Origin of the sequence: Prevotella sp. LCP21S3_D2 (assembly GCF_052118345.1) — a bacterium.
Taxonomy (GTDB): Bacteria; Bacteroidota; Bacteroidia; order Bacteroidales; family Bacteroidaceae; genus Prevotella.
The window spans coordinates 15,618-36,065 of record NZ_JBQKHJ010000020.1; the positions used below are offsets into that span (position 1 = coordinate 15,618).

The window sequence follows — 20,448 nt, forward strand, 5'->3', positions numbered from 1 at the left end:
AAAACTATTTCTTATAGAATTTCAATTTGCCGAACCGGCTGCCATGAGCCAGGATGATGAACTCTCTGAGCAGCAGCTCGGGATGAAAGCTCGTAAGCTCGAAATAAGGCACCGTAGAGGTATCTACCTGATAGATATTGCCCCGGCTGAAGGCGGCAAGAGCCTTGTAACCGTCATATTCCTGAAGCAGCTGAACCTGCGACAAAGGAGCACCTCCGAAGTATTTGAATGCCCATACATCCACCTGGCTTCCCTTCGCCAGAATCTGCTCCGGACTCATCGGCAGACTTCCGCTGTGCTTATCATCCGAGAAGATATAACGGGCGTTGGCATCCTTCAGGAGAATGCCGATAGTGCTCTGTCCACCAGGCACATACCATACATTGCCCGTTTTTCTTTCGGTCAATATCGAAAGTCCCTTAGGTAGCTTTCCAGCCTCAGCCTTCAACTTCAGATACTCCTTTTCAATCTTCGCAAAAAGAGAATCAGCCTTTAATTCGCAAGATGCAGGAAGAGTAGCCTCTGATGCTTTTCCGGCAACAGTAGTTAATGCTTTTCCGGCAACAGTAGTTGAAATATTCTTGTCTTTTCCAAAGAGCATGCCGTAGAATTTCATCCATTCCGCCCTTCCCAGTGGCGAAGACTCCATATAGTCGGCAGCTTCAATGATGGGGATATGCAGCTTGTCGAGCTTGCCATATCCACCGCTGTTCTCGAAGGGTGAAACGAGGATGGCTTCGGGTTTCAGGGCGATGATGCGCTCGATGTCGGGAGCCATGCTGGAACCGCAATCCACGATGGAATTCTGGGCAGAAGCATTTCCGGAAGAAGCATTTCCAGAAGAAGCATTTCCGGAAGAAGCATTTCCGGAAGAAGCATTTCCGGAAGAAGCCTTCCCTGCAGAAGCAGCCCTCTTCCTGACATCCGGAATATTGATGTAATTGAGGTCGCAGACGCCACGGATAGCCTGCTGGCATCCCAGTTCGTACATCAGCTGGCAATGGGGAGCGATGAAAACGGCACTCCTCTCCACCGGTGTCCTCACGGTATCGGTAGTGCATCCCATGCCCGAAGTGCGCTGCAGGGCGAGTCGGGTAACCGTCTTATCCCCCTCCTCTCCCTTCGGAATCAGGATGTAGCGATGCAGCAGCGTCCCCGCCTTCCAGGGGTTCGCAACGTTCACCTCAGCATACTGATACTCAGCGTCTTCCGCATCCTTATCCGAAGATGCAGTCCCCTTCTCCCCATACTTCACGATGGTTAGCAGTTTGGCATACTTCATCTTCAGAGTATCCCCCTCTTCAGCCTCTCCCGCCGTCGTCTTTCCGCCCTGGCAGGCAGTCAGCACAAGGAGCGTCAGGAGTGCCCCGAATATATATTTTTTTCTGTTCATCATAATTGGTTAATTAAGGAATACGTAAATATATTATTCCAAAACCTTACTATTTAATATTTTCCTGATAATTAGAAGCCAAATCATAATACATTAATTTGGTATGCTCATTGTTATCCTTACTTGTCAAGGGTAAAAAGCCATTCTTTTCATAGAAAGGAACTGCCGCCTTATAAGCATCAACTGTTATAAACCGACAACCAGTTTTATTATTTATAACAAACAAGGTTTTAATAAAGTCCAAGAGGAAAGAGCCCATACCTGTACCTCGACATTCTATATCAACCCCTAATCTACAAAGTTTTACGGCTGGATAACTTCTCAATCTTTTCTCATGAACAAAGCGATGTTTTCTAAATCTATTAAATTCGCTATTAGAATTGAAATCCGTTATAGAAACCTTATCATTAGCTAGACTAAAATATGCAGCAATCTGATGTTGCTTATCTTCTACAACGTATGTAACCGCAAGCATTGCCTGCTTGTAAAGACCAGCTTCCTGAATAACGAAATCATTCAAGTCTTCATCTCCACAATCAAATGCGGTTACACATTCCATACCTGCCAAACTATGCACAGTATACCTAGTTTGAAACTCTTCCTCTGTCATACGCCATTCTTTTTAACCTTGAAATACACTCATGACTGCATGATAATGCTTCATTCTTTCTTCATATTGCTCCTTACTTTCCTTTGGTGGATTTTTCATTCTTGCCTCAAACTTGCGAGCATCACCACCATAAAGAATCGGAGTTTCTCTAATTGGTCTTGCCATAATACATTCCTCCTTGAGTTTATTAATTAATAATCTTTAATAGGTATTATTCTTATATATAACTGAATTGTTATTTACCTAATCCGCTTCAAAATTACAAAAAGTTTGGGAGATAATAGCTTTTTTTAGAGAAAACTTTTGGTTTTGTACGTAAATTCCTAGTTTTTATGGTTATTCTGCGTTTCTATGAATATAAAAACAGCGAAAGATGACATCCAAGGATGCCATCTTTCACCTCTCTCCCCACCTACTCTATCCTGATAACCACTTCGCCCCCGCGTCTCAGCACCTTGTTTACACGGTCGAAGAGCTGGAGGAAGAGTTCCTGGCTTCTGAGGACGAAGCCGGGAGCATGAGCCTCGCCGATGAGGATGCCGCCCTGGCGGAGACGGAACGGACCATTGCCCGGCTGGAGCATGGGGCACGAAAGGGCATGAAGCTCATCCAGGCACCCGAACCTATGATGCTTGCGCTCCAGGCGGCAGCGCTCGCAGATTTCGGGGAGAGGAAGAGGCGAACAGCCCACCCCTGATGAAGCATCAGAAGAAGAGGAAGCCTCCTTCTTCACCGCCTCCAAGAACATCATCTTGCGGGCGAAACTGCGGCATTTAGCCACCACTACGCGATATTCACCAGGCTCCAGGCAGCCCCCCTCGCGCTCTACTGTATCGCAAATATGCTCGTGATCAACAACGCCACCCTTGCGATCTGCTATTTCCTGACTGAGGCGACCCACTACGGCGCCACGAACTGTACGAAAACGATTTAATACTAATTTCATCATAACAGACAATAACCGATAAAAATAACAAACAATATCTACCCAAAAAGCAATTGAGAAAACATTTGAAATTCACATTCACTTTCACATTTTCTGAACGTAAGAGGACTGATAATAATCAGATAAATCCTTGCATCCTTCGGGCAACTGATGATACACCAACTGCGGAAACATCTCCTTCAATTTCATATAGAGACTAATGCCAGGCTTATCCTGATCTGGCCACATGTGAAGATTTCTTCCCGACAAAAGACTGCGACATTCTTCATTACAAAGTGTAGCACTGGGTATTGCTATCGCCTTATAACCCATAGACATAGCACTCCAACAGTCGGTACATCCCTCAGTAATAACCAAAGGTTCATTATCAGCTACTTGGGGCAAAATCTGCATCCCGTATACCATAGGTTTGCTGCCAGGTGCAAATTTAAACCGGGGCTTCTCCTTAGATTTATCCCCCAGAAATCTGCTCTGTACCGTTAGCAATCTTCCATCCACCCCATAGTAAGGTATGAGCAGGGAAGGCCCATCAAAAAACTTACCACCAAAGCGATAGCCAGCGATAGAAAAATCTGTACTTACCACTCTGCACCAATAGATGTATTCGGGGCGCAGCTTTCGCTGTTCGAAAAGGAAATCCCTTGCCGTCTCGGTGAGTTTCTTTCCCTCAAGCATTCTCATGAGATAATCTACATCCGGCTGATGCTGGAATGGTCCTCTAAGGTTGATTCTGTCCGTATCGCATTCCGTTTTCTGCTGCCTGTCCGTATCGCATTCCGTTTTCTGCTGTCCGACCGTACCCCTTGCTGGCTGTCCGACCGTACCCCTTGCTGGCTGTCGGCCATTCCCCACAACAATACCGAAGTTTCTTCCCAACCATTGGCAGGCTTCGGTAAAAGAGAGATTCTCCCGCTTCATCACCAGGTCGATATTATCACCACCCCACCCGCATGCAAAACAATGGCAAGTATTGGTTGATGGCCAGAAATGCAAGCTCGGATTAGAATCGTTATGACTGATACAGAGCGCATTGCGATGACGCAAGCCTATTCCCAAAGCATCAGCCACCACCAGTATATTGATGCCTCTGAGTTTAGAGAGCGTGATTGAATCTATATATTCTGCCATATAATAATTGATTTATTAATACGTGAAAATCTATTTATCAGGAATATCATCATCAGCTGCATGGGTAGTTTTCTGCTGCGTTTTTCTAAGCACTTTCTTGTTCTCACCCTTTTTAGGCTTCTCGAGCCATCCCCATCTGCGCCAGTTGCATACCATGTTGCGGGCAGGGGTCTTGAGCCCCTTCTGCGTCAGAAATTCCTCCAGGAACTGATAAGAAAATTCCTGTGGCAACTCGCTGAAATAGTCTACAGTATGATAAGGCTCTCCTTCGCCCTCGGCAGAAATCTGCTCGAAAGCCTTGCCCCACCGCTGCAACATATTACGCAAGATGTGGTCGGCACAAGCCAGATAGGTCTGCCTTACCAGTTTCCGGATTTCCTTCTCGCTTTTCTTCCCCTCAACCTTGTATAGCACTTGCATGAGGGCAGCGATGCGGAAGGCTGAAACCGAACTGCGCTTGTAGAAGACATCCATCGACTTGGACATGGTTTTCACCACCTGCTGGCGGCAGTCGTTACACCATTTTACCACCGTCTTGTTGAGCCAGCTCATATCTTCCTCTATCTCCTGATGGAATTTTCCATCTTCCTCATAGCACAACCCGAAGAGCTTATCCAACGTATTCTCCAGCTCCTTACGCTGCATATCGGTCAACGCCTGAAACTGAGGCGGATTGTCGCCCAGATGACTGATGAGCGGGCATAAAATAGTACGAGTAACCGAACCGCCCTCAATGGCAGCCTTGTTCATATATCTGCTCACCGCACTCTGGGTGCCGCAGAATACGAACGACAGCAAGGCATCTACCATGGCACTATAGCTGGTTTCGCTCATGAAATCCTGACCATAGACGCTGCCCAGATCGTATGCCGTCTTGATAACCTGCGAGAGGTCGGCAAACTGGCGCTTGGCAGAATGCACGATGGCAGAAATCTCATCGGCAAATTCGAAGAGCGTCTTCGGAGCACCATAGAGCTTGACTGCAGCATCGCATCGCTTGATAAACATGGTGAGCGATACGGTTTCGGGCAGGATGGTGATGTCGGTCTTCGGTTCGGGTGGCAGCTTGCCATCCTTCTTTCCCTGGCGTCGCTTCAGGGCAGCATACTCCTGCTCCTTGGCTCTCATTTCGCTGTCGCGCTCAATGAAAGGTTTCATCAGGGTACGCATGATGTATCTGGCAAACGACTTTCCGCTCGACTGCTCGCCCTCTACGATGACCTGCAGCACGATGGCCGATTTTTCTCCCTGATTATCATACACATACTGTATTCTGACACGTGTAAGATAAACGCTGAGCATGGCAGCAGCCACCACCAGCGTAGGATACTTGAGTTCAGAAGGCGAAGTGATCATCCATTCTCTGATGCCCGACGGATAATCCTTATCGGCAATCAGGTGATGCATGGGCATCTCTTCATTCTCTTCAGCCTGTTCAGCCAGCTTTTTTCCTATCAACCCAGATGCCAGCTTTGCTCCTTTCAACCCAGATGATACCATGTTATTGATTCCGCCCTTGGTATCCTCAGGCTTTGCCACTGGATTAGTCTGAGACGCTTCCTGTGGAGGTATTTTCTTTCCTTTTTCCATAATCACAATCATTGATTATTTCTGTATGCAAAAGTAAGGAAAAAAAGCCTCCCCGGCAATAGGCGTCCTGCCGGTTCGCCTCCTACTAAGCCTCATCGCCGGCAACTAAGCCTTCCGCTAAGCCTCGGGCTCATCTGAAGGCATAAAAAAAAGCACTTTCTGCTTGCAAACGAAGCAAAAAGTGCTGATACTGTATTATTTCTAAAAATTCTTCTGTTCAGATATGTTCCTATTCATTTATAATATCGCCCCCACTGACATAAGAAAGAACCAAACGGCGAACCACGGCATGAATGTCTTCATTAGGGAACTTCTGGCGATATTTCTCCGTAAGGTCTTCGCAGAAATACATCTTGCTATGAAGCAAAGAATTAGGAATATTTTGATGCATAAACACATCGTATGTTGCAACAGGCTTGCCATCCTTTGTGTCGACAGGCACAATATCCATCTTATACCAACCATGTACAGAAGCGGCAGAGAACAATCTATAATTGTCCTTATACTCCACTTTACCAGCGATGTCCAGTATATATCCGTCAGCAGACTTATCGTCCTCAGGATTCACCGCATATAGCATATATAAAGCAGGAAGCATCGAGTGTTTTTTTATGACAAACTGATATTTCTTGCTTCCTCCAAAAGGAGGGTTTGCCTTCAAATCCTGCTCTATATCCTCACGAATTTGTGGCGCATCCACCACAAACTCTACTTCGCCAGTACAATTGACGACAGTTTTCGATGACTGTGGCTTTGGCTGAATAACTTCACCATTTTCATTGCTGTTGTCACACGCACAAAAAGCCAAGACTACCAACAGTAGTAAGACTGATTTTTTTACAAAATACTTCATATCCTAATTTGTCTATTAAACCTATTCTAATGTTAAACGTATTCAAGTTTCGCAAGTGAGGGAATTGATTGAAGTTAAAGAAGTTATCACTCCCTACGGTCGTTCGGGAAGTTAAGGGACAATAGTCTTCTAGCGTAAAACGTAGGACATTTGTCCCTTAACTTCCTTCTAACTTCCCTAACTTCACTTAACTTCCCCATATGAGAAAGTTCAGTTAAACGTAGAATATGCCTAAAGATTGCTCTATTTTACGTTTTTAACATTCCATCTAAAACTTGCCAACACTCACAAGAAGCAATCATTTCCCCGCTTCCTAATGTCCCTTACGGTAGATGGAAACAAAACGGTTAGCGATGTTGATGAGTTTCTGCCGGGCGTTAGGATCACTTACGTCATCAAACAACCAGTTGGGAAATTCGCCACGCATCTTGGAGAAACGCTTGGAGATGGCACCGGCATTGGTCAGGTCGGAAGGCAAGCCCAGCTGCTCCGTAAGATACTTGCAGAAAGATGCGCCATTATCAAATTTGCCTGCAAAATCATCGATACTGGAGAGCGCCACCATAATCAGGGCATAGTCTTTCTTCAAAGGAATAGCCTTCTCGTCTATCATCTTCTGCAAGGCTTGCTTTACTCTTTCTCCCTGGCTCAATTTGAGCCATTCCTTCTCCTTATTTTCTTCTTCCGTTTTTTCCTGCCCGCCGTTTTCCTGACGCTCATCGTCTGTCACTTCCAATTCCAATGTCCTCTTCTGTTCAGGCTCGAATCCGTGCAGATATTCTTCATCATTGTTCTGGCGCATCAGTTCATTAATCTGAGATGAAACGAAGAAACCATCCTCGCCATAATAACCGATTTTGGCTGCCAGCCGCTCAACCACATCCCGGTTCTTCTCCAGCGATTCCAGGCACCGCTGAGAAAACTCCTGAGTTACGTAGCCTCTCCATTGCCCCATAATCATTGAGCAAAATTGAAACACTTTCGACTCCAAAGGCATCATATGAAGTATCATAGCTGCCATATACAGGATGACAAATACGATTCTCTGCCGCTCGTCCTGAGCTGTAGCATACTCATCCTCGTCAACATAGTTTTTCTCATATTGCCCTATTCCTTCCACAAAGGCAAGGCGGCTCTCCGTATCGGTATGCGAAAACATCATTTTGTCTACGATGCAGAATACCTCATAAAAAACATCCTCGCATGAACATCTGGACGTAGGAAACCAAGTCTTGTCATTGAAAATATCATGGGTGACGGCTTGGAAAGCCTGATAAACCAGATACTGCGAGAAAGACTTATCTACCATCTTCCTGGTCTTCATATTAAATAACTTCATCGTCGTAACCCTTTAAATCATCAAGAATAATATCAAGAGAATTGATCAAGGCAAACTGAGAATTCCCATGACAATCACAACAAACAGCCTCTCCTATGACCAGGGCAGAAATCTCTGCATCAGATATTTTCACCTTGGTCCGTTTCAGCGAACGGGAAGAGGTGCACGGACCTTTCCAATAGTATACCTTGATGCCGTAATCTTCTTTACTGCACAGGTTCACCAACATGGCAATGTCTCTGTTTGCCTTGTCCAAGCGCAACTGCTCACCAGGATCAGCTTCATATCTGGCATGAAACTTACGAGCATTGATGCACTCCATGAAGGAATGCTGCATCTGGAATTGCCTGACAAAGGAATATGGCGCATCGCTAAGAGTCTGATGGCGAGGAAATGAAAACACCACAGCCTTTGGCTTATAGCCAGCCTTGATTCTTTCAGCCACGGCATCAAAGAAATCACCAGGTGGCAACTTGGCTGAAATAACCATATTCCAGCCATATTGATTGGCCACCCTGTTGATATTATCCCGCAGAAGAGCCACCACCTTGTCCTGTCCTCTTTTGCCCCCGAAGATTGTAGATTCTTCCACAAAAAGGAAACCTTTGTTGGGGCGATTATCAATAATCACCTTGCAGAAAGGCTGGTTGTGAATTTCATTCTCAGTAAAATTACTCCAATAGAATTCCTTCTTGTCTGCACATACGTCCAGCACAGCCACTCCCTCTCGAAATCCCAATATTCGATTGTCGTGGATGATGGCATCAGCATTCTTCTTTGATTCCACCAAAGTCATTTTCTTGCTTTCCAGCAAACTGTCCATTACTCTCTCAAAACCATTCTGACATTCCAGATAATGTTCAGAAGATGGTATACCGGAAAACTCCAAAGGCAGAGTTCCCTCTACTTTTGAAAGATTTCGTGTTTTGCAGAAATCATACTTGAAAACCACAAAAGATGTGATGTTATTATTGTTATAGGTCATTAGCCCTTATTTTAAAAATTCACTATGAAAGTTATTTCTCATAGTAGGTACAAAAGTAACACTTTTTTCTCAAACTAACAAGAAAAAAGTTATTTTTTTTCAGATTTAAATATCATTTTTCCATATAGCAGTCGGAACAAAATGTGAATGTGAATGTGAATTTGAAATGTAAGTCAATGTATCGGGTTGTTCCATCCATTCCTTTTATAGGATATTGTGAATGAAATTCAGGCCTCGCGCGCGTACCTTATTATATATATAATATTAACCAATTATAATGGCTACTATTACTTAAACACGATTATACGCTTCTCCTTCAGGTAACATTGAAAAACATTTCAAATTCACATTCACATTCACATTTTTGCCTTTCCTCCTATCAACCAGCTAACCCACATAGAGGAAGTAACTGTGCGCCCGATGCCCCCAAAACTGCGTGGCGACGCAGCGCCAGCCACGTCACGACGCAACGGGCGATACGTGGCGACGCAGCGCCGACTGCATCGGGACGCAGTTGGAAAGGCAAAACATGCCATATAATGTTAACGGATTTAACATTTAATTCAAGTTTCGCAAGTGAGGGAATTGATTGAAGTTAAAGAAGTTATCACTCCCTACGGTCGTTCGGGAAGTTAAGGGACAATAGTCTTCTAGCGTAAAACGTAGGACATTTGTCCCTTAACTTCCTTCTAACTTCCCTAACTTCACTTAACTTCCCCATATGCGAAAGTTCAGCATTTAATTTAATGGCCATTAAATTAATGGCGGTTAAATTAGGCGGAAGAGAATGGGAAACGAGGGAGGAATGCACATGATTCGGGACAAGGATGCACGTGATTCAGGACAACTATTGCATTCGGGCGATTTTTTTTGTATCTTTGCACTGTGTTAGAAGAAAAGCTGCACTGTCATTCATCAAGAACGGCAAATGGGAAATTAACCACTAAAAAACGGAGGGGGAAAACGACAGGGGTGCACACCTGCCCTATCTCTTTCTAAATGTTGAACCACTAAAAAAGAAAGGAAAAAAGAAAATGAAAAAGGAAGTTTGGAAAACTATCTTGCAGATGCTCATCGCAGTACTCACCGCCATCGGCACTACCCTCGGCGTTACCAGCTGCATGTAGACTGATTGTTTAACCATTTAAAAAACTATTTAGATTATGGGAATTAAAGTAAAAGCTATCGAGCGCAACGTGGCGTTCGAAAAAGGAAAGCAGAAGTGGGCGTTCGTCATGCAGGCTGACCTCTACAGCCAGCTGAACGCAAGTAAGGTAATCGAGGAAGCTGCCATCCGAAGCGGTCTGCCTAAGGCGGTGATCAATGCCGGATGGACTGCCATCGGCGACGTGATAGCTGCCTGGGCCACCGAGGGCCATAGCGTGGCTGTGCCAGGACTGGGTAGCCTCCGTTTCGGTCTCAACTCTACTGCCGTGGAGGATGTGAACAAGGTGAGCACCAACCTCATCACCCGCCGTTACATCATCTTCGTGCCTAACACCGAAATCAAGAAGCAACTGGAGGAGACTTCCGTCAGCATCACCTGCTACGACCGAAACGGTAAGGTGGTGAAGCAGGTTACCTCTACCGACAAGCCTTCGGGCGACGACAACCCTGGCGGTGGCGGTTCTGACGGAACCGGAAGCAATACCGAGGGCGGTGGCGGAAATACCGAAGGCGGTAGCGGAAATACCGAAGGCGGTGGCACCGATAGCGGTGGAGGAAATACCGAAGGCGGTAGCGGAAATACCGAGGGCGGTGGCACCGATAGCGGAGACGTAGGTCTCTAAACAGCTCCCCTAAAAGAGGAAGAATCTAACAGAGAAAAACTCTAAAAGAGGAAGAATCTAACAGAGAAAAAACTCTAAAAGAGGAAGAATCTAACAGGGGAGAATTCTAAAAAAAAGTAGGGTGACATGCCCGAGGCATACCTTTTACAGTATACCTTGGTCATGTACACCCTTTTTGTATCCTTGCACCTTTCTTCCTGCCTAAATTAAACTAATCTACCAAAAAACAGTTTCCTGCGCATCACTGCGCAAGAAAAAAACAAACACTAATCTTAAAAACTAACACCAAAGAATGGCGTTAAAAATAACAACCAACAGCGCATCCCTGCGCAAATTGAATTCATGACGCACTTAAAAAAAGTGCTTTTACTAACAACAGAAAATCCCCCGGCGCATCCCTGCGCCGGAAAGACGTCTGACTCTAATAATTTGCTGTCGCACACCGCCGTGTGCGAAACCCAAAATATGACAGGTCGGTAAGGTCAGTAAGACCAGTCAACCTAATAACTAATTCTATAATAATGTCACGAACTCAGCGGCGATATCCACCAGCTTCTTGCGACGAGCCACACCGATGATGTAGTGCGCCTCCTTGGCTGAGCAATGGAAATGCTTCTTGATGCCAGTCACAAGCTCCTGCTTGGTGATGGAATCCACACCCTTAGGAAATGACTTTCTAACCGCCTTTTCTATATCGCTCATCTTGTACTCCATATGTCGTTTATGGTAGTAGGAAGATACTGTGACTGCGAAGACAATCACCAGCACGATGATAGTGAACAATACTGTCTGATTCATGATCTTAAATTCTATACGTTTTTACGTTTTATCCAAGTTGTAGTATTCTCTCTACCGCCTGTAGTCCTCGCTCCCGTCCAGGGGCAATCATCCCAATGCGATAGGCGCCCGCAATAGCTGTTATCTCGAAACGCACCGCAAATATAGCAAAAATATTCCAATGTTGTTCAAAAAATCCCGATTATTTTTAGTTTTTGCATAAAAAAAGTGCTTTTTCCTTCGTTTTTCCCGATAAAACATGGTTTTTTCAAAAAATATATGTATTTTTGCAATGTGTTGGAGTGCCGCCCCAAGGTGGCGCTCCAATAATCTGAAAGCCCCTTTATATATATAATAATGTATTGGGATTCCGGAAAAGGAAAAACTATCAATTTGAAAGCAAAACTAACAAATAACACAATAACATAGAGAAATGCAAGAAACGGTAAAAAAGGTACTGACCGGCGATTTTAATCGCAAGAAGGCACTGCTCTTCTTACTGACGGCACTCGTCACGGTCATTGTTTGGAACTTGCCCATCGACAGCTTCGGCATCGAGGGACTTACAGTAGTTCAACAGCGCATCATCGCCATCTTCGTGATGGCAGTGATGCTGTGGCTCACCGAAGCTATTCCGGCCTGGGCCACGAGTGTGGTAATCATCTTCGTGCTGCTCTTCTTTGCCAGCGACTCGGCATTCAAGATCATGCAGGGTTCTGAGGCCGAGATGGGACAGCTGCTCGACTATCAGGGTGTGATGGCATGCTTTGCCGACCCAACCATCATCCTCTTCCTGGGCGGATTCGTGCTGGCGATAGCAGCCACGAAGAGCGGACTGGATGCCAAGATGGCAAAAGTGCTGATAGCCCCGTTCGGCAAGCGCTCGGAGCACGTGCTGCTGGGCTTCATGCTCATCACCGGCATCTTCTCGATGTTCATCTCCAACACCGCCACCGCAGCCATGATGCTCACCTTCCTCACCCCTGTGTTCAAGGCTTTGCCTCCGGGCGGAAAGGGCCGCGTGGCGCTCACCATGGCCATTCCTATCGGAGCCAACCTGGGCGGTATGGGTACACCTATCGGAACCCCTCCTAACGCCTTCGCCTACAAGGTGCTCAACGACCCTCAGGGTCTGAACATGGGCATCGGATTCGGCGACTGGATGATGATCATGGCGCCGATGGTCATCCTGATGCTCATCGTGGCATGGTTCATCCTGCTCAAGATGTTCCCATTCTCACAGAAAACCATCGAAATCAAGATAGAGAGCCATGCGCACAGCAACTGGCGCACAGCCGTAGTGGCTGCCACCTTCATCCTCACCATCATCCTCTGGGTATTCGGTAAGCAGCTGGGCGTCAACGCCAATACCGTGGCGATGCTGCCTATCGCCGTGTTCGCCTTCACGGGCGTCATCACCGCCAACGACCTGAAGGACATCGACTGGTCGGTTATCTGGATGGTGGCAGGAGGTTTCGCCCTGGGTCTTGCGATGAACGGTACCGGACTGGCCGAGGTAGCCGTGAAGAGTATTCCGTTTGGCGAGTTCAACCCGCTGGTCATCATGGTCATCTCCGGTCTGGTATGCTTTGCGCTGAGTAACTTCATCTCCAACACCGCCACCGCAGCCCTCCTGATTCCTATCCTGAGCGTGGTATGTGCGGGCATGGGCGACAAGCTTGCCGAAATCGGCGGTACATCCACCATCCTCATCGGTGTGGCAGTAGCAGCCAGCTGTGCCATGTCGCTGCCTATCTCAACCCCTCCAAACGCCATCGCCTACTCTACCGGACTCATCCAGCAGACGGACATGGTGAAGGCAGGAGCCACCATCGGTGTCATCTGCATCCTGATAGGCTACTCCATGCTGGTATTCTTCTGCCGCATGGGAGTCCTGTAAGGAGAAACTACAATAAATAACTGAACTTTCGCATATGGGGAAGTTAAGTGAAGTTAGGGAAGTTAGAAGGAAGTTAAGGGACAAATGTCCTACGTTTTACGCTAGAAGACTATTGTCCCTTAACTTCCCGAACGACCGTAGGGAGTGATAACTTCTTTAACTTCTATCAATTCCCTCACTTGCGAAACTTGAATAAAGAGCCCACTGCAAAATAAATGAGGTTTTATTTTGCAGTGTCTTTTTTTTGGCGTAACTTTGCACCCGCAAAAACAAAATACAGAAAAATATTGAGATGAAGAAGATAGTAATCGGAATAGACGTAGGCATTTCTACGACCAAGATAGTAGGTATCGACGCCAGCGGCATGGTAATCAGCCCTATCCGCATCAAGGCTACCGACCCCATCACATCGCTCTACGGAGCCTTCGGAAAATACCTGCACGACAACAGGATTACCCTCGACGAGGTGGAACACGTGATGCTGACCGGTGTGGGAGCAGCCTACATCGAAGAGCGCATCTACGGTCTGCCCACATCGAAGAGTGAGGAATTCGTTGCCGACGGACTGGGAGCCCGATACGAGAGCAAGCTCGACCGCATGATCGTGGTGAGCATGGGCACGGGCACATCGCTCGTGAAATGCGACGGCAACGACATCAAGCACATCGGAGGTATCGGCATCGGAGGCGGCACCCTGGCGGGTCTGAGCCGCATCATGCTGAAGACCGACGACATCAAGCAGATAGTGAACCTGGCCAAGGACGGTGACATCTCGAAGATCAACCTCCTGATAGGCGACATCAGCGCCAAGCCTCTGCCGGGTCTTCCGATGACCGCCACGGCTTCGCTCTTCAGCAATGCCAAGGCGAATGCATCGCGCGAGGACATCGCCATGGGACTCATCGGCATGGTATTGCAGAGCATCGGTTCTGCCACCATCCTCTCGTCCCTGGAATCGGGCATCAAGGACTTCGTGATGATAGGCAATCTCACCCTCCTGCCCCAGTGCCGCGAGGTATTCCCAGCCATGGAAAAGCTCTACGGCGTGAGATTCAGAATACCGAAATACTCGGAGTTCTGTACCGCCATCGGTGCTGCCCTCGACTACAAAAGGGGGCAGAAGGAGGAATAGTCTGCCCCGGCAGAAAAAGCACAAGAAACAAGAAAAAAGCACCCACAGAAAGCACAGCGCCACAACGGCCTGATATATAACCATTTAAACGTTTTGGGAAACAAAATTTTGTAAAGGTTTTCCAAAACGTTTTGTTATTTCCCTGATTTTCAGTGACTTAATATTTTTTAACCATAAAAAAGTTATCCAAAAGCTTGCCGTTTCAGGAATTATTTGTACCTTTGCAATGTCGAAAATGGTTACACTGTAATCTATTCGAGACATAAGAACTTAATATTAAGCAATTTAATCATTAATCGTAAAAGTAATAGTATAATGATTCAAACAGTAGTAAAGCGCGACGGACGCATCGTTGGATTCAACGAACAAAAGATAATGGCTGCAATCCGTAAAGCCATGTTGCATACCGATAAGGGTGAAGATATCGCCCTCATCGAGCAGATTACCGACCACATCTCTTATCGTGGCAAGAGCCAGATGAGCGTGGAGGCCATCCAGGACGCCATCGAGCTGGAACTCATGAAGAGTGCCCGCAAGGATGTTGCCCAGAAGTATATCGCATACCGCAACCAGCGCAACATCGCCCGCAAGGCGAAGACACGCGACGTGTTCATGAGCATCGTCAATGCCAAGAACAACGACATCACCCGCGAGAATGCCAACATGAACGCTGACACTCCTGCCGGAATGATGATGAAGTTCGCATCGGAGACCACCAAGCCTTTCGTTGACGACTACCTGCTCTCAGAAGAGTCGCGCGACGCCGTTACGCACAACTATCTCCACATCCACGACAAGGACTACTATCCAACCAAGAGCCTCACCTGCGTGCAGCATCCGCTGGACATCATCCTGCACCACGGATTCACGGCAGGCCACGGTTCAAGCCGTCCTGCCAAGCGCATAGAGACAGCAGCCGTACTGGCCTGCATCTCGCTGGAAACCTGCCAGAACGAAATGCACGGCGGACAGGCTATCCCTGCCTTCGACTTCTACCTGGCTCCATACGTACGCATGTCGTATCAGGAAGAGGTGAAGAACCTGGAGAAGCTGACAGGCGAAGACCTGAAGGACCTCTACGACGCTCCTATCGACGACTACGAGGAGAAGCCGCTGGAAGGACTGCAGGGCAAGGCACGCCTGGAGCAGCACGCCATCAACAAGACCGTGAACCGCGTGCATCAGGCTATGGAGGCTTTCATCCACAACATGAACACCATCCACTCACGTGGCGGTAACCAGGTGGTATTCTCAAGCATCAACTATGGTACGGATACCAGTGCCGAGGGGCGCTGCATCATGCGCGAAATCCTGCTCAGCACCTACGATGGCGTGGGCAACGGCGAGACTGCCATCTTCCCTATCCAGATATGGAAGAAGAAGAGAGGCGTCAACTATCTGCCTGAGGACAGAAACTACGACCTCTACCAGCTTGCATGCAAGGTGACAGCACGCCGTTTCTTCCCTAACTTCCTGAACCTGGATGCCACATTCAACCAGAACGAGAAGTGGAGAGCTGACGACCCTGAGCGCTACAAGTGGGAGATAGCAACCATGGGATGCCGCACCCGCGTATTCGAAGACCGCTGGGGCGAGAAGACCAGCATCGCACGAGGCAACCTGAGCTTCTCTACCATCAACATCGTGAAGCTCGCCATCGAATGCATGGGCATCGAGAACAAGCAGCAGCGCATCGACATGTTCTTTGCCAAGCTCGACAACCTGCTGGATATCACTGCCAAGCAGCTGGACGAGCGATTCCAGTTCCAGAAGACTGCCATGGCAAAGCAGTTCCCACTGCTGATGAAATATCTCTGGGTGGGCGCTGAAAAGCTGGAGCCTACTGACACCATCGAAAGCGTCATCAACCACGGAACTCTGGGCATCGGATTCATCGGACTGGCTGAGTGCCTCAAGGCGCTCATCGGCAAGCACCACGGCGAGAGCGAGGAAGCTCAGGAGCTGGGTCTGAAGATCGTGACCTACATGCGCGACCGTGCCAACGAATTCAGCGAGAAATATCACCACAACTACTCCGTGCTGGCTACCCCAGCCGAGGGCTTGAGCGGCAAGTTTACCAAGAAGGACCGCAAGGAGTTTGGCGTCATCCCAGGCATTACAGACCGCGACTACTATACCAACTCCAACCACGTGCCTGTATACTACAAGTGTACAGCGCTGCAGAAGGCAAAGATCGAGGCTCCTTACCACGACCTGACCCGTGGCGGCCACATCTTCTATGTAGAGATTGACGGCGACGCTACCCACAACCCAGCAGTCATCTCCAGCGTGGTAGACATGATGGACAAGTACAACATGGGCTACGGTTCCGTGAACCACAACCGCAACCGCTGTCTCGACTGCGGCTACGAGAATGCCGATGCCAACCTGGAGGTTTGTCCAAAGTGCGGCAGCCACCACATCGACAAGCTGCAGCGCATCACCGGCTACCTGGTAGGTACCACCGACCGCTGGAACAGTGGCAAGCTGGCTGAGCTCCACGACCGTGTTACCCATATTGGAGGTTCAAAGTAAGCTATGATCAGCGTATTGAGCGTAGTACATGATACGATGGTAGATGGTCCGGGCTTCCGCACATCCATATATTGTGCCGGCTGCCCGAACCACTGTCCGGAGTGTCATAATCCCCAGTCATGGGACATCAACCATGGCACGATGACGTCTACCGAGGAGCTGATGAAGGAAATCATGGACGATCCCTTCGCCAACGTCACCTTCTCGGGCGGCGACCCGATGTTTCAGGCAGAGGGTTTTGCCGAACTGGCACGAGCCATCCGCCAGCAGAGCGACAAGACCATCTGGTGCTTCACGGGCTTTCTCTTCGAGAACCTGGTGAAGAATCCGGCTCAGCTTGAACTCCTGAAGCTGATAGACGTACTGGTAGACGGTCCTTACCAGAAGGACAAGCGCGATACCGACCTCTTCTTCCGGGGCAGCAGCAACCAGCGCATCATCAATGTAAAGAAATCCCTGCAGGAAGGCAAGGTAGTAGAAATACATCTCACAAAAGAAAATCCGAATCCCGTGCTCTGATTCCCAAAAGCACGAGATTCGGATTCTTTTTTTATTCCTTGATTTTCTCCGCCAGCATCTTCCACTCTTCTTCCGAGAGATACGACTTGAGTTCCCTGACCAGTTGCCGGATATAGTCGCGGTCCCAGTCCTCTTCATGGCAGAAGTGATCCTCATAGAAGAGCAGGTCTACATCTATCAGAATCTCCCCACGCCTGCTGCGGGCAACGGTGCGCCCACATCTCCGCTCCACATCCCGGAACGCCTGCAGCACACGGTCCTCAACCACATGGACATACGTCGCCCCAACCGTATTGAGAAACGGTTTGGAATGAGGCATGCCGATGGGTTTGGTCCACATGTCAGGGCTGAACCTGATGTCTTCAAAGGCATTCTCCAGCTGACGTTTGGCCATAGCCACATGATTCTTCTGATTCTCGTTGGAACCCACTGCAAAGATGATCAGTATTTTCTTCTTGAAATTAAGCATTTTCTCTTCATTTTTGCTGCCGGGAGCTACGAAAGAACAGTTCCCCGAATTGCCGAAGGCAGCCAATTAATATAATTCTTATGCAAAGATAGTGAAAATACTTAAATAAATGATGGTTTTATTGCTTTTTTTATTATTTTTGCACTATGAATCGAATAAAAACATATTTTCTGGCCTTTTTGCTATCAACCTGCGCACTCTCTTCGGGAGCACAGATGAAATGGAATCAGACCTACCAGACATACATCAACCAGTATAAGGACCTGGCCATCGAACAGATGCTACGTTACCGCATACCTGCCAGCATCACCCTAGCACAGGGACTCTTTGAGAGTGCTGCCGGAAGGAGCGACCTCGTGAGGCAGGGCAACAACCACTTCGGCATCAAATGCCACGACTGGACCGGTCCTACACAGTATCATGACGACGATGCCCGGGGCGAATGCTTCAGAGTATACCGTGACGCAAGAGACAGCTATGAAGACCATAGCAAGTTTCTTGCAAGACAGCCACGCTATTCCCGCCTGTTCCAGCTCTCGCTGACCGACTACAAGGGTTGGGCAAGAGGACTGAAGGCCTGCGGCTATGCCACCAATCCGCAGTATGCCAACAAGCTGATACAGATTATCGAGCTCTACAAGCTCTTCGACTACGACAAGGCAAAGCGCTACGACCGCTTCATGGCAAGCCACAGCGGCACCGACCAGCCTATCAACGGTCAGGGGCTGCTCCACCCTATCCACCTGTTCAACGACAACTACTATCTCTATGCCCGCGAGGGAGATACCTTCAAGGCACTGAGCAAGGAAGTGGGCATCAGCTGGAGAAAACTGGCCAGATACAACGAGCGCGACAAGCACGACGTGCTGAAGAAGGGCGACATCGTCTATCTGAAGAAGAAGCGCAAGAAGGCGCCTAAGCAGTACAAGCGACGTCCTCACGTGGTTCAGCCGGGAGAAAGCATGTACACCATCTCGCAGAAGTATGGCATGCGCATGAAGTATCTCTACAAGAAGAACCATCTCCCTGCCGACTACAAGCTCAGAATAGGCGACAGGCTGAGAGTGAGATAGGGATTAGTGATTCGGTCACTTGGTGATTCGGTGATTTCATGGACCTGCCGGAAATGTGAACGAAATGTGAACGAAATGTGAATGTGAATGTGAATTTTAAATGAAAAGACAATGAAGAAAATGATATTATCCCTCGCCACCATGGCGATGCTGCTGGCGCCCAGCACAATACAGGCGCAGAACTTTGACGATTATTTCGTAGACAAGACGCTGCGAGTAGACTATACCTTTGCCGGCAACAAGAAGACACAGATGATTGCCGTAGACCAGCTGAACGTGATGCCACGATGGTATGGCAAGCATCAGCGACTGGCAGAACTGCCTGTAGAGGGCAACGGACAGATTACCGTCCGCGACCATCGCACGGGCAAGGTCATCTACCGCAACTCCTTCTCTACCCTCTTCCAGGAATGGCTCTCCTACCCGGAATCAGAGAAGAACACCCAGAGCTTCGAAAACGTATTCCTCGTGCCGATGCCAAAGGATACGGTAGACATCACCGTAGACCTGCGCAACAACCGACGCGAGGTGATGACATCGCTCACCCATCAGGTGGCTCCGACGGACATCCTCATCCATCAGATGGGCAACCAGCCTACTCCTTACGAAACCCTGCAGCAGGCTGCCGATACCACCAAGTGTATCCACATCGCCTACGTGGCTGAGGGCTATACCGAGGCAGAAATGCCTGTCTTCCTGAAGGATGCCAAGGAGGCTACGGAGGCCATCTTCGCCCATGAGCCGTTCAAGAGCATGAGAGACCGCTTCAACATCGTTGCCGTGAAGTCGCCATCCCAGGAGAGCGGACCTAGCATCCCATCCAAGGGCATCTGGCACAAGACGGCACTCAGCTCCCATTTCGACACCTTCTACAGCGACCGGTACCTGACCACCCTGCATCTGAAGGACCTGCACAACTGGCTGGCTGGTACACCATACGAGCACATCATCGTCCTCGTGAATTCAGACAAATACGGTGGCGGCGGCATCCTCAACTCCTACAACCTCACCACCTGCCACCAGCAGTGGTTCAAGCCGGTAGTGGTACACGAGTTCGGACATTCATTTGCCGGTCTTGCCGATGAGTATGCCTACGAGTCAGAGCAGATTCCGATGTATCCACACGATGTGGAGCCATGGGAGAAGAACATCACCACCCTTGCCGACTTCCACGGAAAATGGGAGAACATGATCAAGAAGGGCACCAAGGTCCCTACTCCATTGTCAAAGAACGAGAAGGTGGCAAAGACCAAGGTGGGCGTCTTCGAGGGTGCCGGATACAGTCCTAAGGGCGTATACCGAGGCGTTCAGGACTGCCGCATGCGCATCAACGAGACTCCAGAGTTCTGCTCCGTTTGCCAGGATGCATTGAAGCAGATCATCGATTTCTATACGAAGTAGTATGAGCG

The 20,448-nt window shown here is 48.3% G+C and carries 19 protein-coding genes; 8 read left to right on the plus strand and 11 right to left on the minus strand.

Features of this window, described 5'->3' with window-relative positions:
• Positions 1-4: 4 nt before the first annotated feature.
• The 9 genes from ACTQ16_RS11980 to ACTQ16_RS12020 form a co-directional block, all read right to left on the minus strand.
• On the minus strand, positions 5-1,396 hold the full coding sequence (locus tag ACTQ16_RS11980) for an ABC transporter substrate-binding protein (protein WP_441937591.1): 1,392 nt from the start codon (positions 1,394-1,396) through the stop codon (positions 5-7).
• A gap of 46 nt (positions 1,397-1,442) precedes the next feature.
• Positions 1,443-2,003: a GNAT family N-acetyltransferase gene (locus ACTQ16_RS11985; protein WP_441937592.1), complete on the minus strand. Its 561-nt coding sequence runs from the start codon at positions 2,001-2,003 to the stop codon at positions 1,443-1,445.
• Positions 2,004-2,015: 12 nt separating this feature from the next.
• Entirely contained in the window at positions 2,016-2,168 is a 153-nt protein-coding gene (locus tag ACTQ16_RS11990) for a hypothetical protein (protein WP_217327071.1), read from the minus strand.
• Positions 2,169-2,415: 247 nt separating this feature from the next.
• Positions 2,416-2,952, minus strand: a complete 537-nt coding sequence (locus tag ACTQ16_RS11995) for a hypothetical protein (protein ID WP_295346618.1) — start codon at positions 2,950-2,952, stop codon at positions 2,416-2,418.
• 81 nt (positions 2,953-3,033) lie between these two features.
• A complete protein-coding gene (locus ACTQ16_RS12000; RefSeq protein ID WP_441937594.1) occupies positions 3,034-4,077 on the minus strand; it encodes a CHC2 zinc finger domain-containing protein in 1,044 nt (347 codons plus the stop codon).
• A gap of 30 nt (positions 4,078-4,107) precedes the next feature.
• Positions 4,108-5,667 carry a hypothetical protein gene (locus ACTQ16_RS12005; protein ID WP_441937595.1) on the minus strand — a complete coding sequence of 520 codons (1,560 nt, stop codon included), beginning with the start codon at positions 5,665-5,667 and terminating at the stop codon, positions 4,108-4,110.
• Between the two features lie 229 nt (positions 5,668-5,896).
• Complete coding sequence (locus ACTQ16_RS12010) at positions 5,897-6,520, minus strand: hypothetical protein (protein ID WP_441937596.1); 624 nt, start codon at positions 6,518-6,520, stop codon at positions 5,897-5,899.
• A 313-nt stretch (positions 6,521-6,833) separates the two neighbouring features.
• Positions 6,834-7,859: a hypothetical protein gene (locus ACTQ16_RS12015; protein ID WP_441937598.1), complete on the minus strand. Its 1,026-nt coding sequence runs from the start codon at positions 7,857-7,859 to the stop codon at positions 6,834-6,836.
• Complete coding sequence (locus ACTQ16_RS12020; RefSeq protein WP_441937599.1) at positions 7,846-8,844, minus strand: hypothetical protein; 999 nt, start codon at positions 8,842-8,844, stop codon at positions 7,846-7,848. Before ACTQ16_RS12020 ends, ACTQ16_RS12015 begins: the two co-directional genes overlap by 14 nt.
• 1,034 nt (positions 8,845-9,878) lie before the next feature.
• On the opposite strand from ACTQ16_RS12020, the gene ACTQ16_RS12025 reads away from it, so the two are divergent.
• Complete coding sequence (locus tag ACTQ16_RS12025; protein ID WP_153117805.1) at positions 9,879-9,971, plus strand: smalltalk protein; 93 nt, start codon at positions 9,879-9,881, stop codon at positions 9,969-9,971.
• A gap of 36 nt (positions 9,972-10,007) precedes the next feature.
• On the plus strand, positions 10,008-10,634 hold the full coding sequence (locus ACTQ16_RS12030; RefSeq protein WP_441937601.1) for a DNA-binding protein: 627 nt from the start codon (positions 10,008-10,010) through the stop codon (positions 10,632-10,634).
• 513 nt (positions 10,635-11,147) lie between these two features.
• On the opposite strand, the gene ACTQ16_RS12035 is transcribed toward ACTQ16_RS12030, so the two are convergent.
• The gene (locus ACTQ16_RS12035; RefSeq protein WP_217759943.1) at positions 11,148-11,432 is read right to left on the minus strand and encodes a hypothetical protein; all 285 of its coding nucleotides are present in this window, start codon (positions 11,430-11,432) and stop codon (positions 11,148-11,150) included.
• Positions 11,433-11,844: 412 nt separating this feature from the next.
• Here ACTQ16_RS12035 and ACTQ16_RS12040 point away from each other — a divergent pair, with 412 nt between their 5' ends.
• The 4 genes from ACTQ16_RS12040 to nrdG all read left to right on the plus strand — a co-directional run bounded on the left by ACTQ16_RS12040 (position 11,845) and on the right by nrdG (position 17,497).
• Positions 11,845-13,311, plus strand: coding sequence for an SLC13 family permease (locus tag ACTQ16_RS12040; RefSeq protein ID WP_294969772.1), 1,467 nt, complete (start codon positions 11,845-11,847; stop codon positions 13,309-13,311).
• 292 nt (positions 13,312-13,603) lie between these two features.
• Positions 13,604-14,443, plus strand: coding sequence for a type II pantothenate kinase (coaW, locus tag ACTQ16_RS12045; protein ID WP_294969775.1), 840 nt, complete (start codon positions 13,604-13,606; stop codon positions 14,441-14,443).
• A gap of 315 nt (positions 14,444-14,758) precedes the next feature.
• The gene (locus ACTQ16_RS12050; RefSeq protein ID WP_441937603.1) at positions 14,759-16,978 is read left to right on the plus strand and encodes an anaerobic ribonucleoside triphosphate reductase; all 2,220 of its coding nucleotides are present in this window, start codon (positions 14,759-14,761) and stop codon (positions 16,976-16,978) included.
• A gap of 3 nt (positions 16,979-16,981) precedes the next feature.
• Entirely contained in the window at positions 16,982-17,497 is a 516-nt protein-coding gene (gene nrdG / locus ACTQ16_RS12055) for an anaerobic ribonucleoside-triphosphate reductase activating protein (protein WP_153122319.1), read from the plus strand.
• Positions 17,498-17,528: 31 nt separating this feature from the next.
• Here nrdG and ACTQ16_RS12060 read toward each other — a convergent pair whose 3' ends face one another.
• Positions 17,529-17,966 carry a 2-amino-4-hydroxy-6-hydroxymethyldihydropteridine diphosphokinase gene (locus ACTQ16_RS12060; RefSeq protein ID WP_295346871.1) on the minus strand — a complete coding sequence of 146 codons (438 nt, stop codon included), beginning with the start codon at positions 17,964-17,966 and terminating at the stop codon, positions 17,529-17,531.
• 146 nt (positions 17,967-18,112) lie between these two features.
• Here ACTQ16_RS12060 and ACTQ16_RS12065 point away from each other — a divergent pair, with 146 nt between their 5' ends.
• On the plus strand, positions 18,113-19,039 hold the full coding sequence (locus ACTQ16_RS12065) for a glucosaminidase domain-containing protein (protein WP_441937605.1): 927 nt from the start codon (positions 18,113-18,115) through the stop codon (positions 19,037-19,039).
• Positions 19,040-19,150: 111 nt separating this feature from the next.
• Entirely contained in the window at positions 19,151-20,440 is a 1,290-nt protein-coding gene (locus tag ACTQ16_RS12070) for a M64 family metallopeptidase (protein WP_294969793.1), read from the plus strand.
• Positions 20,441-20,448: the final 8 nt, after the last annotated feature.

Excerpts from the sequence above, each read along its gene's own strand:
- ACTQ16_RS11980 (WP_441937591.1), bottom strand. The coding sequence starts at position 1,396 with ATGATGAACAGAAAAAAATATATATTCGGGGCACTCCTGACGCTCCTT.
- ACTQ16_RS11985 (WP_441937592.1), bottom strand. The coding sequence starts at position 2,003 with ATGACAGAGGAAGAGTTTCAAACTAGGTATACTGTGCATAGTTTGGCA.
- ACTQ16_RS11990 (WP_217327071.1), bottom strand. The coding sequence starts at position 2,168 with ATGGCAAGACCAATTAGAGAAACTCCGATTCTTTATGGTGGTGATGCT.
- ACTQ16_RS11995 (WP_295346618.1), bottom strand. The coding sequence starts at position 2,952 with ATGATGAAATTAGTATTAAATCGTTTTCGTACAGTTCGTGGCGCCGTA.
- ACTQ16_RS12000 (WP_441937594.1), bottom strand. The coding sequence starts at position 4,077 with ATGGCAGAATATATAGATTCAATCACGCTCTCTAAACTCAGAGGCATC.
- ACTQ16_RS12005 (WP_441937595.1), bottom strand. The coding sequence starts at position 5,667 with ATGGAAAAAGGAAAGAAAATACCTCCACAGGAAGCGTCTCAGACTAAT.
- ACTQ16_RS12010 (WP_441937596.1), bottom strand. The coding sequence starts at position 6,520 with ATGAAGTATTTTGTAAAAAAATCAGTCTTACTACTGTTGGTAGTCTTG.
- ACTQ16_RS12015 (WP_441937598.1), bottom strand. The coding sequence starts at position 7,859 with ATGAAGTTATTTAATATGAAGACCAGGAAGATGGTAGATAAGTCTTTC.
- ACTQ16_RS12020 (WP_441937599.1), bottom strand. The coding sequence starts at position 8,844 with ATGACCTATAACAATAATAACATCACATCTTTTGTGGTTTTCAAGTAT.
- ACTQ16_RS12025 (WP_153117805.1), top strand. The coding sequence starts at position 9,879 with ATGAAAAAGGAAGTTTGGAAAACTATCTTGCAGATGCTCATCGCAGTA.
- ACTQ16_RS12030 (WP_441937601.1), top strand. The coding sequence starts at position 10,008 with ATGGGAATTAAAGTAAAAGCTATCGAGCGCAACGTGGCGTTCGAAAAA.
- ACTQ16_RS12035 (WP_217759943.1), bottom strand. The coding sequence starts at position 11,432 with ATGAATCAGACAGTATTGTTCACTATCATCGTGCTGGTGATTGTCTTC.
- ACTQ16_RS12040 (WP_294969772.1), top strand. The coding sequence starts at position 11,845 with ATGCAAGAAACGGTAAAAAAGGTACTGACCGGCGATTTTAATCGCAAG.
- coaW (WP_294969775.1), top strand. The coding sequence starts at position 13,604 with ATGAAGAAGATAGTAATCGGAATAGACGTAGGCATTTCTACGACCAAG.
- ACTQ16_RS12050 (WP_441937603.1), top strand. The coding sequence starts at position 14,759 with ATGATTCAAACAGTAGTAAAGCGCGACGGACGCATCGTTGGATTCAAC.
- nrdG (WP_153122319.1), top strand. The coding sequence starts at position 16,982 with ATGATCAGCGTATTGAGCGTAGTACATGATACGATGGTAGATGGTCCG.
- ACTQ16_RS12060 (WP_295346871.1), bottom strand. The coding sequence starts at position 17,966 with ATGCTTAATTTCAAGAAGAAAATACTGATCATCTTTGCAGTGGGTTCC.
- ACTQ16_RS12065 (WP_441937605.1), top strand. The coding sequence starts at position 18,113 with ATGAATCGAATAAAAACATATTTTCTGGCCTTTTTGCTATCAACCTGC.
- ACTQ16_RS12070 (WP_294969793.1), top strand. The coding sequence starts at position 19,151 with ATGAAGAAAATGATATTATCCCTCGCCACCATGGCGATGCTGCTGGCG.